The organism is Allocatenococcus thiocycli (assembly GCF_921292965.1).
GTDB classification, from domain to species: Bacteria; Pseudomonadota; Gammaproteobacteria; order Enterobacterales; family Vibrionaceae; genus Vibrio; species Vibrio natriegens.
This window is the reverse complement of the sequence record NZ_CAKLCK010000039.1, coordinates 120,236-136,003: the sequence shown is the minus strand read 5'-3', so window position 1 is coordinate 136,003 and position 15,768 is coordinate 120,236. Positions and strand designations below refer to the sequence as shown.

Sequence of the window (15,768 nt, the reverse complement as noted above, 5' to 3'; positions counted from 1 at the left end):
ATTTACGGCTTTTTACTGAGCAATTAGTTCTGCTGGGTACTGCTTTGACAGACTTGTTTCTGCACCGCTGGTGGCGCGGGTTCGTAGTGACTCAACGTCATGCTGAAACTGCCTTCACCTCCGGTAATCGCACGTAATCTTCGGGCGTAGTCTTGAAGCTCATTCACTGGAGATTTCGCTCTGATCAGAGTGAAGTTATTATCCACAGGCTCAGTGCCTTCAATTAATCCTCGGTTACCAGACAAATCACCTGATACATCCCCAACGTTAATGGTTGGAATGTGTAGTTCCATCTGAATGATTGGCTCAAGAACAATCGGGTCGGCATTATTAACTGCATCCAAAAACGCCTTTTTACCCGCAATGACAAAGGCTATCTCTTTAGAATCAACAGAATGGTATTTGCCATCATAGACGGTCACTTCAAGATCTTTGATCGGGTTACCAGAGATAGCGCCTTCTTCCAATGCTTGCAATATGCCTTTCTCTACCGCTGGAATAAGGGCGGTAGGAATCGCGCCACCAACCACTTTATTGATGAACTTGAACCCAGCTCCACGCTCCAGAGGACGAACTCTTAACTGCACTTCACCAAACTGACCTGCGCCTCCACTTTGTTTCTTATGTCTATAGTGGCCTTCAGCTGGTTTGGTAATGGTCTCGAAGTACTCGACACTTGGTTGGCATGTTTCGACATCTAGCTTGTATACGTTAGCCATTTTCTCCAGCGCAACTTTGAGATGGAATTCGCCCTGTCCACTGATGATAGTCTCGTTGGTTCTTGCTCGATGTTCGATGCGTAACGAAGGGTCTTCACTTGCGATTTTGTTAAGTACGTCACCCAGTTTTTGTTCGTCTCCGCGTTTTAGTGGTTTTAAGCACAGAGAGTACATGGAGTCTGGGAAATTGAGTGTTTTTAGCTCAACGCCGTCTTCGTCATGGGAGTCATGAACGATAGAGTCAAATTCAAGATCATCGACTTTAGCTAATACACAGAAGTCACCCGCAACCGCACGTGGAATCTCTGTCCGCTCTTTGCCTTGCAGTTGGTACAGGTGCCCAACCTTGAACGCTTTATTACTCTCACCGATGTAAAGCTGACTGCCAGCGTTAATTTCACCTTGGTAAACGCGAAGGTAAGCCAGTTTTCCCATATATGGGTCGACACTCACCTTATAAACATGCGCCACGGTATGTTCCAGAGACTCACAATTAACTTTGATTTTCTTGCCGTTTTTTTCAAGCAGTGGCGGATTACCTTCGTTTGGCATCGGCATAATTTCAGCCAGGGTGCGAAGTAGTAGCTCGACACCCGCTCCCGTCTGTGCAGAAACAAAGCAGATAGGAATCACGTGACCAGTTCTTAGCGCCTCTTCAAATGGGTCATGCAGTTGTTCTGCAGTGAGTTCTGAGCCTTGTTCCAAATAGAGTTCCATTAACTCTTCATCAACTTCGATAACCTGGTCAATTAAGGTTTCATGTGCTTCTGTCACTTTGGCCAACTGCGTTTCTCGCTCCAGTTCAGGCTCAAAATAACAATCGATAACGGACTGACCATCGGCCGAAGGCAGGTTTATCGGTAAACATTTATCGCCAAAGTGCTCAACGATATTATCCATCAGTATCTGTAGCTGGTTACCTTGGTTGTCGAGCTTGTTAATGATGATCATCTGACACTTCTGTTGTTCTTGAGCGAAGGTAAATAAGCGATCAGAGGTTTGGTTGAGTGGTGTTTGTGGGTCGACAATAAGTGCAGAGGTTTCAACGGCCGGAAAAACACTGAGCGTTCTGCCGAGTAATTCACTCTGTCCCGGAGTGTCGATAATATTCAGGCGATGATCATTCCAGCGTAACGCGACAGGAGTTGCTTCGATACTATGTTGATATTGAATAGATTGGGGGTCGAAGTCGGTAACGGTATCGCCTTTTTCTACGCTTCCTAAGTGATGCGTCGCGTCACAGGTGAAGAGCAGCTTTTCGACGAGAGTCGTTTTGCCGGTTCCTGTCTGACCAACAAAAGCGATGTTGCGGATGTTATTGATAGGCATAAAGCCTCCTTGCTGACGTGCGGAAACCACAGTTTCCAGATAAACCTGTTATTAGGTCACGAACTGCATTGGAGTAGGGCGGGTTTACCGCCTATTCGTCTTCCATGTCATTTTCCGGATGACTTTATGCATACAACCGCCTTACTGAGGGAAGCAGATTAAGAGGTTATTACGATATTAGAAGTTGCTGACCATTTTTAAAGTATCTTGTTGGCAGAAGTCAGCCCATTCATACAAAAACAATTCACTTGGCTTTATATAGCATGACTCAAAAGCCTTGATTTTTATGTGACTTATTTCATGCTGGGGCTGATTGCTTTTTAATCGAGATCATAAACTTGAAAGTTGTTGTAAACATACTGGTTCGAACAGAACTGGACAGACATAGATAAACAGATCCTTCGTGGTGGCCAAATCTGTGATCAGTACCAAGTGCTTACTCAATAAATCGTGATGGTGTTAATATTTTTTATCAATTATCGGGATCGTTCCCGATTTGTTTTATATAGTGGTTTACGAGTTATTTATGGCGTTGACTGATAATTAGGCTAACGGATAACAGGATATTAGTCTTTATTATTGGGTTTAATTCCACATTTAATCGATTTTGTCGGGAACGTTTGCCAAGTCTCGAAATAATCAATTTAATGTTGGAGAAATAAATAATGAAAGCGAATGTATTGGCACTAAGTATCGCAACCGCTCTGCTACCTACAACATTTGCCTATGCAAATGAAGATATGGATGCCTTAGAAGCTCGAATTAGCGAGTTGGAATCCAGATTAGAGCAAACGGAGCAAGTTGCTAACAAAGCCGATAACACAGCATCGCAATTCGAGTTCCATGGATATGCGCGTGCAGGTCTTTTGATCAATGATGATCTTAACGGTGCAACGGGAACAGGACCTTACATGACTGCGGCTGGCGCGATAGGTGCTCCGGTTGGTCGATTAGGCTTGGAGGATGATAACTACTTAGAAGCAAACTTGATCCACAACCGTTATATGGATGATGGTTCGAGTGCTCGATTCCATATCATGTTGGCGGACAGTGTTGAAAGCAGCAATGATTGGACGGCTGACGACAGTAAGTTGAATGTTCGTCAGGTGTATGCAGAGCTGAAAAACTTACCTTCTTTCAGCGGCGCATTTGATAATGCAACAGTTTGGGCTGGTAAGCGATTCGACCGTGATAACTTTGATATTCACTTTTTCGATTCAGATATCGTATTCCTAGCCGGTACTGGTGCAGGTGTTTACGATGTTCAGATCACGGATGAGTGGAAATCGAACTTCTCTATTTATGGTCGTGACTTCGGCGAAATCGACAGCTCAAGTACTGATATCGAGAACTACATTGCGACTACCAATAACCGCATTGGCAATATCCAGGTGATGTTGAGTGGTATGGTGTCGTCTGACAACGAAGATAGAACATCTAGCAATACGTCACCAACTAAGCGTGCAGAAAGTGGTGTTCATGCTCTGTTTGCTTACCATGCCGACAGTTTTTACGGTGTGAATGATGGCTTTTCTAAAACAGGCTTTTCGATTGGTCAGGGGTTAGGTGCTGAGCTAAAAGGTATTGGTTCAAATGGAGACTTGAATGACGATGCTCAGGCAGTTCGAGCGTTTTCATATGGCGTGACTCGCTTTGCTGATAACTGGAGAATTGCGCCAGCGCTGATGGCGGAGTACAGCCAGGATCGTGTGAAAACCAATGATGAGTTTATGTGGGCTTCGTTGAACGTTCGTTTGGCTCAAGAGTTAACAGAAAACTTTGAAATGGTTTACGAGGGAACCTACCAGTACATGGACCTAGACAACAGTGTTGAACAAGCGAGTGGCGGATTCTACAAAGCGACAGTAGCACCAACGTTGAAGCTGGCAACTGCAGCCGGTTTCTTCGACCGTCCAGAGTTACGCTTTGCAGTGAGCTATGTTGACTGGAGTGATGATCTTAATAATTACTCTGTGAGCGTGGATGACAGTGCAAGCACTATGGGACGTGGTGGTGAAACCGTATTTGCTTTGCAGATGGAAACTTGGTTCTAAGGTTTTGCTAGTTTAAGCGTTAACAACAAAAAGGATGACAGTGTTGGCTGTCATCCTTTTTTATTATCCAAACTTAGTACGGCTCATTTCATAACCGTTTCGAGGGCTAACTCGTTGTTGTTACCAATATTCTTTTGCAGGGCCCACATCGCTCCCACTGCCACCATCATTACTATAGCGGCGAAGATAAAGCCGTAGCGTGTCATGTCATAGTGACTCAGCATGGCAATGACGACATAGCTGAGTGATTGCACCGTAGTACTGAACATGCTGATTCCTCCATCCACTCGACCACGCTGATGAATGGATACCGTGTGATGCATCCAGTTAATTCTCGCAATTCGGTTTAATGCGTTAAATACACCAAATAGGGCTATCAGCATCAATATACCCATTGGGTGTAATGAGAAACTCATGCCAATCAGGGTAAGAGAAAGAATCGTCATTGATATGAAGATTATATGGGCGTGTGGAAGGCGGTTAAGTACCTTCGTAACAATCAACCCGGTAAACAGGGATCCCAAGCCAAAGCTGATGTTATAGCCTGCAAACCAATCACCAGTAATGTCCTGCTCTGAGAACCAAATCGGGACTAATTTGCTTAAGTACGTCAACACCGGGTAAGAGAGGCAAGAAAGTAAAATGAACCCGAAAAAGTAAGGCTCACGGCTAAAGATGTGCTTACTCTCTTTTAGTTGGTTCATGAAAGAAACTGAGTGTGAACCACGCAATCGGCGAGTGTAAGGCGTTAGTATATAGAAAATAGCAGCCAACGATGACGCCGTTGCCGCAAACAGTGCGAACTCCATCATTCCCCACTTTTCTAATAACACCACGCCAAGTGCACCTGCGCCGAGAGTCGTGGATTGCATAACGATTTCCTGTTGACCAGAAATCTTGGCGTATTCATGTTGCTGGTAGTTTTCTTGAGTAAATGCGTTGTTGGTTGCCCAGGCAACATTACTGGAAACCCAGTACACCAACTGCGCAAAAGCTAATAGCCAGTGGGACTCTAGCTCAAGCCCGTATGCGGCGAATACCACCAGAGCCATTCCCACTTGTACCCATTGATTCACAATCAGCAGCGTTTTACGTGAATGGCGGTCAGTCAAAGTGGAAAAGAACGGTGTGACCAAGAAAGAGACTGCGGTACAGCTAAGCGATACTAACGCGACAAATGTTCCCATTCCTGGCGAAGCCAGCATTACCCAGGGAAGTGCCATCATAAATAAGCCTGACGATATGCTGTCGAAGAACCTTCCGATTAAATAAGGCTGAGTTTTGTTTTTCATATTTGTGCCTCGATAATTGATTTGGTCTCACTCTAAAACCTCAAGTAAACTTGAGGTAAAGTGTTTTTTGAAAAATCATTGGAATGGGAGTCAGGGATGGAAATCAGCGTAGGTGAAGTAGCGAAACGTTCTGGAGTGAAAGTGTCGGCACTGCATTTTTATGAACAAAAAGGATTAATTTCGAGCTGGCGAAATCAGGGAAATCAACGTCGCTATCATCGAAGTGTGTTACGCCGTGTTGCCGTGATTAAGGCTGCGCAGCAGGTAGGCTTGTCTTTAGAAGAAATCAAACAAGCGCTGGATAACCTGCCAAAACATCAAGCGCCGAACAAAGCGCAATGGGAGAGAATGGCGAGCCAATGGCATGAGCAGTTAGAGCAAAAAATTCAGCAGTTGAAAGCACTACAGAATGATTTGGGTGGTTGTATTGGATGTGGTTGCCTATCGCTGGAAACGTGCGCCTTACGTAACCCAGAAGATGTGTTAGGAAAAGATCATTCAGGCTCTAACCTAACGTTGGATGAGTGAAGTTAGGCTTACTCTTTATCGAAGCTGTCGACGACAATCGCGCCCATAGATGCTGGCATCGTGATGACGATAATACGTTTGATCGCCACCAAAGGCTCTGTCAGGAGCGGAAGTTTATCGAGACAAAGTAATACCAGTGCAACCACAACTGCCGCAATGGTGTAAGCGATGATAACGCGGAAAATAAAGATGGATACGCGATGGCGAATTCGGCTTTGGAATACACTCTGATAGGCGAAAAAACTCAGAAAAATAACTGAGAGGCTTAACAACATGAGCAGGTTTGCCATCGGCAAGCTTTCACCCAAGCGCCATGCTTCTTCGGAAAAAGAAATCGGTACTGCAAGAGCAAAAGCGCCAACCAATACCTGGCTGGCATCTTCTAGGTTAAAGTGACGGCTCATGTCGTTTATTCCGTTACTCGTGATGGAGTTGCAACAGCTTCTCAAATCGTTCGTTGCCGTGTAGCAATTCAAGATCGCGCTCTTCAGCTAACAGGTCACGAATCGAAGGGCTGTACTCAATGGCACGCTCTAAATCTTCAATCGCTTGTTCTTCAACACCTAATCGAGAATAGGCACAAGCGCGTTGATAAAGTGCCGGGCCATTCGTGTAGTCCACTTCTAAAACGCGATTACAAATGCTCAGTGCCCAATGGTATTCATTAATTTCCATTGCGGCGTCTGCTTTGTAAGTGAGTGCTTCCAAATCACCAGGGCGAATAACCAGAATTTCATCATAAATTTCAATTCGTTGCTCAGGTGTTTGAGAGCTTTGTGCACGCAGCCATAAGTTATGGATTTCGTTGATTTTCTCGATTTCCTTGTTGTTCTCACTGATGATGCGAGTCTTGCGTTTTAAGTCTCTTTCCAGTGCAACAAACTTTTTCTCATATTCGCTTGCGATCTTATCCAATCGCTTATCGGCCATCTCTTTGGTGTTGTGTTTAAATTCACGCAGCGACTGCCAACCGACGAAAGCGATCAGCGATGCAACACCTGCGATGATGTAAAAGAAGTACGTCACGGTCACATTGGCGTAGTTGAGTGATTTATCAGCGACGCTAAGTTCACGGTCGGTGATTTCGGTAATCGTGCGCTTTTCTAAATTTTGGAAATCCTGACGCAGTGCTTTCAGTTCGTCTAAGATATAGCGCTCCATAAGCGGTCTATCTAACAAATCTGATTCGGAGTACTTTTCTTCAGACGCCACGGCGGACGAAAGAGAAAGAAACAGCGAGATAAAAATAGCAATGAATAAGCGCATAAAACGTCCTTTCGCGTTAACAATACAGATAGACCATGCAACAATAGCAAATCGCACAAACGTTTAGCAAAGTTCTATGAAAAGAAATATTTGCCTTATTTTCGGTTGCCTTTGCAGTTCAACTGTACTCTTTGACAGCAGAGCACAGTTCATCTTTTAGATTCTAGAATATTGTTCTTTGCTCGATGAGCCATTAAGCTTCTTCCACCTCATTGATTGTTAGGGCATTTGTTATGGACGTCAAAGCTAAAAGTTACCTCGATCAGTACTTAGTATTACTTAATTCTCGGCAACGAGAAGCTATTCCGTCAATGAGTGCGGATTATTACTGTGCTGATGAATACAACGCGAACCTATGCGCGGAGCTGGTTCGAACAGGGCAAAAAACAGCGTCTTGCAGCATGGAAGTTTGGTATAGCGAACACGGAGAAGCCATGCCTCAAGTTGGGCACCTTCAGGTTGTGACGAATTGGGATGGTGAACCCGTTTGTGTGATTGAAATTACCGAAGTTTCTACCAGCCCATACAGCGAGGTAGGAGAGGACTTTGCGAGAGCTGAAGGTGAAGGGGATAGAACACTACAATGGTGGCGCGAGGCTCATGCCCGCTTCTTCCAAGCCGAATGTGATGAGTTAAGCATTGAATGGCATGAGCAACGGCTGTTGGTTTTAGAGCGGTTTAAAGTCGTCTATCCTTTGGATTAAATAATAAAACAGCGCCGATTAAGGGCGCTGTTTTAAGATCGAAGCAAATTAAAGTTGATCTTCGATAGGTAAAATACCTGAGAACCAAGAGCCCATTCTTCGCCACATACTTGCTTCAGGTTCTGAGTTATATTCCTGCCCTGTTTTATTATCAGTCCAGACAATATCACCGTCGCGAAGCGTCACTCGGTAAGCGTTGTTATTGAGTATTTCAGGCAAGGTTGCCAGAAAGTCTTGAACATATTCTGGTTGTTTAATCACAGCAGCCATCTCGGTGTTGAGTTTTGCCGAGCGTGGATCCCAGTTCATTGAGCCGACAAAAAGCGTCTCTTTATCGATTAGCATCGCTTTGGCATGCAAACTCGCGCGGCTACTACCCGTTAAGCTCCACTTGCTCTTAAGTTTGGCACTGGATTTGACTTCCCAGAGTTTGATACCTGAAGCGAGCAGATCTTCTCGGTACTTTGAATACCAGCCATGCACTGCAAAGACATCGTTAGAAGCGAGGCTGTTGGTGACGATCGTAATATCCACACCTCGTTTCGCGGCGTTGGTCAGCGCTTTTGTTCCTGCTTCGGTTGGCACAAAATATGGGGAGATAAGCACGAACGAGTGGTCCACACTTTTGAGTAGCTCGGACAAGTTACCAACCAGCTGGCTTTCATGCGTCGCCACTTTATCTGGTAAGTCAAACCAGATGTCTCCTTCACCCCAATAAAGCGTCAGTTGGCCTTTCTTCAACTCTTGATACATGTCGAGCATATTGAAGTTATAACGACCTTTAGTAAATTTGTCAGTCAGTTGCAGCTTTTCGACTTGTGTTTGGATTGCAGCCTCGGTGATTTGTTCAGACCCAGGGAAAACCCACTCCATCGGCATGGAATAAACACTGTTCCAGTAGAGATCAAATTGGTCTGCCGTTTGTTGAACTGCTTCTCCGTAAAGCAGCAAGTCGAAGTCACCGAATGAGACTTCAGATTCGAACGAGAAATATTCATTGCCGATATTTCGACCACCTACTACCGCCGCAACACTGTCAGCGACAAGCGATTTATTGTGCATTCGGCGGTTCAGACGATCGAAGTCTGTCGCTAACCCGAATAGCCTTGCCGAGCGATATTGGTGAGGATTAAACAATCGGATTTCGATGTTTGGATGGGCGTTCATTGCGGCCATCATTTTATCGTTCCGCTTTTGCATGTCATCAAGCAACAAGCGAATTCGAACCCCTCGTTTTGCTGCTTCGTACAATCGCCAGGTAATGAAATTACTGGTCTCATCTCCTCGATAGATATAGTACTGAAGATCCAGGCTTTTCTGAGCAGATTCAATCAGCGAGATACGTGCAAGAAGCGCATCGTGACCTTGGTTAAGAGGATAAAAACCAGTCTCCGTTTTCGGATCCTTTTCGTAAGCCTCAAAGTAGTGCGCCAATGCTGAATCCGATTGGTAACCGTACTGAAACGTAGTGGACTTTTCACTAGGGTCTCTGTACTCAATTGCAGAACAGGCCGACAGAAAAGTAAACATGCAGGTGAAAATGAGCTTAGTAAACATATGAGACAATGAACATATCCTTGTAATACAAAACGTTACTTAAGCTGAGTATATACGCAAATGGTTTCAACGTGCAGGGCTGAATACACAATCACGCACATTAGACAGGAGAATTTTAGCTGCTGGCGCTTAATGTCTTGCTTAGGTTGTTACTTGAGTTGATTTTTCCTCTCAGAAGTTTGTGTTGGCTCGCTTTTTTAGACGCACAAAATCATTTATTTAATTAATGTTTTTACTCTAATTGGTTGGATTCACTAATATCTGGTATTTCTCACCTATACATGACTAGGGTAATTGCACGAATATGAATAACTAATTGATTTTTAATGGTTATATATCTGGCATGCAGCTTGCGTATGGGATGTGTGAGTAAGGGTACACAACTTGCGAAGTGAGTTAAAATTTTGTTAATTTTATGAGCTTTTAAAGGATAATTTGCCGTGGATTACGGTCTCAAGCCTTTGTGAGTGTTGTTCTCTTATGAAGTCCAGGTTTCGGTGGTTCTTCAGTGCTTACCTTTACTTGGAGATGAACAGAATAGTCTATTTCAGATGCAAAACTAATCCGGATAACGAGATGATCAAATCGTTATTTAGATTGGTATAACTACCTCACCGTTTACTCATAGGAACTTGAGTTGGCTGACAGTACGTGACACCTGTAGGTCGTATCAAGCACTAAACGGTGACAAAAACAATAAAAAAGGATTTTTTGGATGTTATCAAAACCCATGTTGCGTTGGCTTTTACCCTTCGTTGTTGCTGGTGGCTCGTACGCAGGTTATGCCGCAATAGCCGCGACGGCTCCAGAAAAAGAGTCGACGAAAGAAACCATTGCTGAGCCGACGGTTCAGGCATCTTCACTTTTTCCTACCGACCACAAAGTGGTGATTACCAGCCATGGCGAATTGGTGCCGTTTGAGAAAACTCACCTCTCTGCTCAAGTGAGCGGTGAAGTCATCAGTTGGCACCCTAACTTTGTCATTGGCGGTATCGTAAAGCGCGGTGAAATCTTGTTCACGATTGAAAGCGATAACTACGAGGCGGCAGTGCTTCAAGCTGAGGCAGCTTTGGCCAGTGCTCGTGCAACATTGATCGAGGAGAAGGCGAAAGCAGAAGTCGCCAAGCGTCAGGCTAAGCAATTGAGTGATAAACAAGTAACGGACTTGTATTTACGTAAACCGCATGTACTAAGCGCAGAGGCGCAGGTGAAATCGGCACAAGCGTCTTTGAAACGTGCTAAGCGTGATCTGGAAAATTGCAAAGTCATTGCACCATACGATGCGCTAGTGGTTGAGCGAGATATCGGCGTCGGCCAGTTCGTTACATCTGGATCTCGTATTGCTACGCTCAACAATATTGAAGTAGCAGAAATACATGTGCCGATTGCTGGATTTGACAGTGCATTCTTACCAGAATCTATCAATGAACTTCGTGCCACTGTCACTCAGCAAGGTATTTTGTCGACGACGCGTGAAGGCAAAGTGGTTCGTGACCTAGGTATGATCGACAGCGCAACCAGAATGATCAATATGGTGATTCAGGTTGAGGACCCATATGGGATTGATAATAAGCAACCACCAATCAAATTTGGTTCTTATGTTGAAGTCAGCTTTACCGGGAAAGAGCTCAAACACATTTATCGCTTACCTCAAGAATTGGTTAAAAACCGCACCGTCTGGGTTGTCAATGATGACAGCCAACTACAGCCTCGAACTGTTACCGTACTGAGAGCGGAAGGCGAGTTTATGTTGGTCGGTGACGGTCTGGAACAGAGCGATAAGCTGGTGTTAACTCTGCCTGAGTACCCGCAAAAAGGCATGGCGGTGCAAATCGCAAAAAAGAATGACGACTCCGAAACCGTCGTACAATAAGTAGGAGTTTGTCATGGAAGAGACCAATCAAAAGGGCATAATTGCCTATTTTGCCAATAACCCTGTGGCCGCGAACCTGCTGATGGTGTTTATCATTGTCATGGGCATCGTGAGCTATCTATTCATTCAGAGACAGATGTTCCCTAACATCGAAGTTAACTACATTGATGTGCGCGCAACCTATCCTGGCGCCTCTCCTCAGGAAATAGAGGAGAGCATTCTCGTCAAAGTAGAAGAGTCGATAAAAGACGTTACGGGCATTAAGAAAGTCGTATCCCGAGCGAGTCGAGGCAGTGCCTATGTCTCTATTGAAGTGGATGTAAATGCTGACATCAAACGCGTGCTTGATGATGTGAATCAACGGATTGATACCTTGTCCAATTTACCTGCGGGTATGGAGCCAATTAATGTCTATCAAGTTGAGTGGCGTCAGGACGTGATTGAGATGGGGCTCGTTGGTGATAGGCCACTCGAAGAGTTAAAGCCCATCGCCAAGCAAATTGAAGATGAGCTTCTGCAACTGAAAAACGTCATGTTGGTGTATGTGAGTGCGCCTGAAGAAGAGATCGCGATTGAAGTCGATCCGCTTGTGCTTCGTAAGTACGACCTCACGTTGAGTGATGTGAGTGACGCGATTCGACGTTACTCTGCCAACTTTTCAGCGGGTGAAGTCAAAACCAACTCTGGGATGATCGCAGTACGTATTGAAAACCAGTATTACCACGGTGATGAATTCAGAAATATTCCGGTAAAGTTAGGCGCTAACGGGGCGAAAGTTCTGCTGCAGGATATTGCGACAATCAAAGATGGCTTTACTGAAGAAGAGCGATACTTTGAATATTCGGGACAAAACGCGATTTATATGTCTGTAGAAGCGACGCGCGACCAGAATATTATTCCCGTCGCTGAGTCGGTTCATAAATACATTGAGGCGAAAAACAAAACACTACCAAGTGACGTTCAGCTTAAGGTACTGGTCGACATGACTTATTACCTCAATGGGCGTCTCGACATGATGCTGAAAAACTTGCTGCAGGGTGCCGCTTTGGTCGCCATTATGCTGAGTATTTTCTTGCGCTTCCGCTTAGCTATGTGGGTGATGATCGGTTTACCTGTCTGTTTCCTGGGCGCGGTGATGTTAATGCCTGCCTTGGGTATTACAGTGAATATTGTCTCTCTGTTTGCCTTCATCATGGTTTTGGGGATCGTCGTCGATGATGCGATTGTGATGGGGGAAAGCGCCTACAGTGAAATTGAGGAAAAGGGCGGAGGTGTCGAAAACGTAGTCCGTGGTGTTAAACGCGTTGCGACGCCAGCGACATTTGGCGTTTTGACGACCATCGCTGTATTTGCTCCTTTCTTGCTTTCTAGCGGAATCGACAGTGCATTTTTCTACGGCATCGCGGGTGTGGTTATCTTATGTTTAGTCTTCAGTCTGATTGAATCCAAGTTGATCTTACCTGCCCACCTTGCACACACCAATTTCAAACCTATAAAGGTTGGCGGATGGCGAGATCGCTTTAATACGCGCTTCTTTGGTTTTGTTAATGGCACTTATCGCCGTTTTGTCACCCTTTGTACTCACTGGCGTTGGAGTGTTTTCGCCATATTTTGTGGCTTACTGGCAATCAGTGCAGCGCTAGTAAACTCAAATTACGTACGCGTCATTCCTAACCCTAAAGTACCGACCGATTATCCGGCGATCACGATTGAAATGAATGATACCGTATCAAGTGAGCAAACCATTGATGCACTTAAAACCATTGAGCGTGTTATGCAGGAGGTCGAAACTCAGACCATTGAAGAGCACGGTCAGGGAATGATTCGAGATGTACTTTCTTATAACAGAAGCCGTACCGAAGGCCGAGTTTTGGTTCCGCTTGTTGACGAGGATTTACGTCCTTTCAATACGTTCGAACTTGCGCGTCGTTGGCGTGAAGCAATGCCAACCATTCCGGGAATGAAGAGTATCAAGATTCGTGAACAGAGTGCGGGTGGTGGTGATCGAGACGAATTCGGGTATCTGTTGTTTGGCTCGAATATCAATGAGCTAAATGAAGCGGGGCGTTACTTAATTGACCGCTTGCAACAGCAAGAAGGTCTGTACGATATTTCATCTTCGATTGATTCAGGCAGTAAAGAAGTGCTGCTTTCGCTAGCACCTGTTGCCTACGATCTCGGTTTGGATCTCACCATGATTGCTCAGCAAGTGGGTGGCAGTTTCTATGGTGGTGAAGCACAGCGATTAATCCGTGACGGCGAAGAAATCAAAGTGATGGTTCGTTATCCGCAATTAACGCGTGAAGCTTTCTCATCGCTTCGCTATGCCGTGATCACAACGCCTGCAGGCAAAAAGGTCATGCTGGGTGATGTGGTGCAGATTAATGAGCAACCGGGCGTGAGTACTATTCGTCGTGAGGGTGGTTATCAGACGGTTTACGTCTATGGCTCCATTGATGAAGAGTTGGTTGAGCCAGAAGAAGTGGTGAAAATCATCGATGAAAGCATCATGCCCGACATGAAAAACCAGTACCCAAGCGTTAAAACTGAGCTAGGTGGGGACATCGAGGAGCAAGCTGCACAGCGTAACGAGCAGATTCTCTTCTTCATTGCCGGGATGATCATCGTTTACATCCTACTAGCGGTGCCACTGAAGAGTTACACGCAGCCGCTGATTGTGATGTCGGTGATCCCTTTCAGTTTGACGGGCGCGATTTGGGGGCATTTCTGGCTCGGGTTAGACATCAGTATGATGTCCACCTTTGGTCTTATTGCCGCAGCAGGTGTGGTAATCAATGACTCTCTCGTCATGACGGACTACGTAAACCAGGTTCGAGAAAAAGGGATGAATATTAAACAAGCGGTTGTTGAGGCTGGGTGTGCACGTTTTCGCGCGATTACTCTAACTTCAATCACGACGTTTGCTGGTGTTCTGCCTATTATGTTCGAGACGAGTTTACAGGCGCGCTTCGTCATTCCGATGGCGGTCGCGCTAGGCTTTGCAGTCCTTTATGCGACGATATTGACGTTAGTATTGGTGCCTTGTTTGTATCTGATGCTTGAGGACATCAAGAATATATTCAGAGCGATTAAGCGTTTTTTCTCGCGTCTGTTCGCTCGTTTCAAAAAGCCGGATGATACGTCAGAAGCTCACGTTAAAGCTTCTAACTAAAGTACTTATCTCTTCATAATTCAAGGGCAGCTTTCGGGCTGCTCTTTTTATTTGTCTCAAATGCAATCGTGATGAAAGTACGAGATAGCGCCATTTGTGCTATAGCTTTAATGAATAGAATAAAAAGAAAATATAGACATGGTTAATTTGACACTCAGTGTGCGAAATTTACCATGAGGGTTTCGGTGATAAAGCATTATTTAAAATAAGTCACTGAAATTTAAGGGTTAAAAAGTTGGCATCGTACGTGCAATGTATAGAGCGTACCTAAAATAAACTGCTAATCCTCAAGGAGCTCGCTATGAAAAGCGTATTTTTTTCTACTCTTGGTCTTATTGCTGTAATGTCATCACCAATCGCTGCTGCTAACACTTTAGACAAGGAGGAGTGGAGCTCTGATTTGCGTCAAGACTTCTCTACAATGAAGCACGAAGCGATAGCAGAGGTTCAGCAAATGAATATGGACGATATCGATGCTCGAGATGCACGAATCGTTAAACGTATTAAAGAAGAGCAGGCACAATTGGTAAAGGTTGCGTGCCAAAAATCAGAAGCGAGTAAGTCATAGTTTCTGAATGGCCCTTGTCAAAATAAAGAATGACTCCTAATACACGTTCAGCGCTAGATAGCAGTAGGCGCTGATCTTGTTGCTCTCTTGCCAGCATATAAAAGCTGGCTTTTTTATGTCTATTGATAAATCGCAGACAGAAAAAAGCCCGCAAAGAACCGTCTTTGCGGGCGAAAAAGGGCACCAAATTCGGTGTCTATTCATTATGGAGATGGTCGAACATCCTTATCAAACTGACAATAGCTTGGTGAGAGGCTTACCACCAGTGCGACCAACTGCGCTAAAGTTAACATTGTTGTAATGATTGTTAAAATGTTAATTCCTCAATCAATGATTTCATTATCGTTACTTATCATGAATGGTTTGTTGCGGTTCTGTATCTTATGTGTTCAAAAAAGGTTTTTTATGATTGATTAAATAGCGGTCAATGCTTTCGCTGTCCACTTTTGGTATAAGCAGTTTGTGGGCCTGTTTGCTAATCACTTACGAATATTTTCCGTAAGAATAAAAATAAGTTTAAAAACATTCATGCACTAACGCTATCCCTGCCGTTAAAGATTATCTATCGATAGTGTCTTTATTTCTCCAAATTGTTCAAGTCTTGGAGTTTTTTATTGATTGTTAATAACGAGATCTTACAAGACAAAAGTAATAAAGAACTAATAAAGAACATAGAAATTAAATCGAGCATTAAATCTCCAATATT

At 44.5% G+C, this 15,768-nt stretch carries 11 protein-coding genes; 6 read left to right on the top strand and 5 right to left on the bottom strand.

Features of this window, described 5'->3' with window-relative positions; translation table 11 throughout:
- Positions 1-23: 23 nt before the first annotated feature.
- Positions 24-2,048: an elongation factor G gene (gene fusA, locus L9Q40_RS15920; RefSeq protein ID WP_498793907.1), complete on the bottom strand. Its 2,025-nt coding sequence runs from the start codon at positions 2,046-2,048 to the stop codon at positions 24-26.
- A 665-nt stretch (positions 2,049-2,713) separates the two neighbouring features.
- On the opposite strand from fusA, the gene L9Q40_RS15915 reads away from it, so the two are divergent.
- Positions 2,714-4,102, top strand: a complete 1,389-nt coding sequence (locus tag L9Q40_RS15915) for a carbohydrate porin (RefSeq protein WP_065297879.1) — start codon at positions 2,714-2,716, stop codon at positions 4,100-4,102.
- Between the two features lie 83 nt (positions 4,103-4,185).
- On the opposite strand, the gene L9Q40_RS15910 is transcribed toward L9Q40_RS15915, so the two are convergent.
- Complete coding sequence (locus L9Q40_RS15910; protein ID WP_498793906.1) at positions 4,186-5,394, bottom strand: MFS transporter; 1,209 nt, start codon at positions 5,392-5,394, stop codon at positions 4,186-4,188.
- A gap of 96 nt (positions 5,395-5,490) precedes the next feature.
- On the opposite strand from L9Q40_RS15910, the gene soxR reads away from it, so the two are divergent.
- Positions 5,491-5,922, top strand: a complete 432-nt coding sequence (gene soxR, locus L9Q40_RS15905; RefSeq protein ID WP_014233628.1) for a redox-sensitive transcriptional activator SoxR — start codon at positions 5,491-5,493, stop codon at positions 5,920-5,922.
- An 8-nt stretch (positions 5,923-5,930) separates the two neighbouring features.
- Here soxR and L9Q40_RS15900 read toward each other — a convergent pair whose 3' ends face one another.
- Positions 5,931-6,326 (bottom strand): DUF2391 family protein, encoded by a 396-nt coding sequence (locus tag L9Q40_RS15900; protein WP_014233629.1) that lies wholly within the window; start codon positions 6,324-6,326, stop codon positions 5,931-5,933.
- Between the two features lie 13 nt (positions 6,327-6,339).
- The gene (locus L9Q40_RS15895) at positions 6,340-7,188 is read right to left on the bottom strand and encodes a tetratricopeptide repeat protein (protein ID WP_498793903.1); all 849 of its coding nucleotides are present in this window, start codon (positions 7,186-7,188) and stop codon (positions 6,340-6,342) included.
- Positions 7,189-7,421: 233 nt separating this feature from the next.
- Between L9Q40_RS15895 and L9Q40_RS15890 the strand changes: the two genes are divergently transcribed.
- Positions 7,422-7,892, top strand: coding sequence for an ASCH domain-containing protein (locus tag L9Q40_RS15890; protein WP_014233631.1), 471 nt, complete (start codon positions 7,422-7,424; stop codon positions 7,890-7,892).
- A gap of 48 nt (positions 7,893-7,940) precedes the next feature.
- Here L9Q40_RS15890 and L9Q40_RS15885 read toward each other — a convergent pair whose 3' ends face one another.
- Complete coding sequence (locus L9Q40_RS15885) at positions 7,941-9,449, bottom strand: phospholipase D family protein (RefSeq protein WP_498793952.1); 1,509 nt, start codon at positions 9,447-9,449, stop codon at positions 7,941-7,943.
- Between the two features lie 715 nt (positions 9,450-10,164).
- Between L9Q40_RS15885 and L9Q40_RS15880 the strand changes: the two genes are divergently transcribed.
- The 3 genes from L9Q40_RS15880 (at position 10,165) to L9Q40_RS15870 (ending at position 15,062) form a co-directional block, all read left to right on the top strand.
- The gene (locus tag L9Q40_RS15880) at positions 10,165-11,322 is read left to right on the top strand and encodes an efflux RND transporter periplasmic adaptor subunit (protein WP_498793901.1); all 1,158 of its coding nucleotides are present in this window, start codon (positions 10,165-10,167) and stop codon (positions 11,320-11,322) included.
- A 13-nt stretch (positions 11,323-11,335) separates the two neighbouring features.
- Positions 11,336-14,494 carry an efflux RND transporter permease subunit gene (locus L9Q40_RS15875; RefSeq protein WP_329354715.1) on the top strand — a complete coding sequence of 1,053 codons (3,159 nt, stop codon included), beginning with the start codon at positions 11,336-11,338 and terminating at the stop codon, positions 14,492-14,494.
- Between the two features lie 301 nt (positions 14,495-14,795).
- On the top strand, positions 14,796-15,062 hold the full coding sequence (locus L9Q40_RS15870; RefSeq protein WP_263838795.1) for a hypothetical protein: 267 nt from the start codon (positions 14,796-14,798) through the stop codon (positions 15,060-15,062).
- Positions 15,063-15,768: the final 706 nt, after the last annotated feature.

Coding starts and splice junctions, on each gene's coding strand:
- fusA (WP_498793907.1), bottom strand. CDS start 2,048: ATGCCTATCAATAACATCCGCAACATCGCTTTTGTTGGTCAGACAGGA.
- L9Q40_RS15915 (WP_065297879.1), top strand. CDS start 2,714: ATGAAAGCGAATGTATTGGCACTAAGTATCGCAACCGCTCTGCTACCT.
- L9Q40_RS15910 (WP_498793906.1), bottom strand. CDS start 5,394: ATGAAAAACAAAACTCAGCCTTATTTAATCGGAAGGTTCTTCGACAGC.
- soxR (WP_014233628.1), top strand. CDS start 5,491: ATGGAAATCAGCGTAGGTGAAGTAGCGAAACGTTCTGGAGTGAAAGTG.
- L9Q40_RS15900 (WP_014233629.1), bottom strand. CDS start 6,326: ATGAGCCGTCACTTTAACCTAGAAGATGCCAGCCAGGTATTGGTTGGC.
- L9Q40_RS15895 (WP_498793903.1), bottom strand. CDS start 7,188: ATGCGCTTATTCATTGCTATTTTTATCTCGCTGTTTCTTTCTCTTTCG.
- L9Q40_RS15890 (WP_014233631.1), top strand. CDS start 7,422: ATGGACGTCAAAGCTAAAAGTTACCTCGATCAGTACTTAGTATTACTT.
- L9Q40_RS15885 (WP_498793952.1), bottom strand. CDS start 9,449: ATGTTTACTAAGCTCATTTTCACCTGCATGTTTACTTTTCTGTCGGCC.
- L9Q40_RS15880 (WP_498793901.1), top strand. CDS start 10,165: ATGTTATCAAAACCCATGTTGCGTTGGCTTTTACCCTTCGTTGTTGCT.
- L9Q40_RS15875 (WP_329354715.1), top strand. CDS start 11,336: ATGGAAGAGACCAATCAAAAGGGCATAATTGCCTATTTTGCCAATAAC.
- L9Q40_RS15870 (WP_263838795.1), top strand. CDS start 14,796: ATGAAAAGCGTATTTTTTTCTACTCTTGGTCTTATTGCTGTAATGTCA.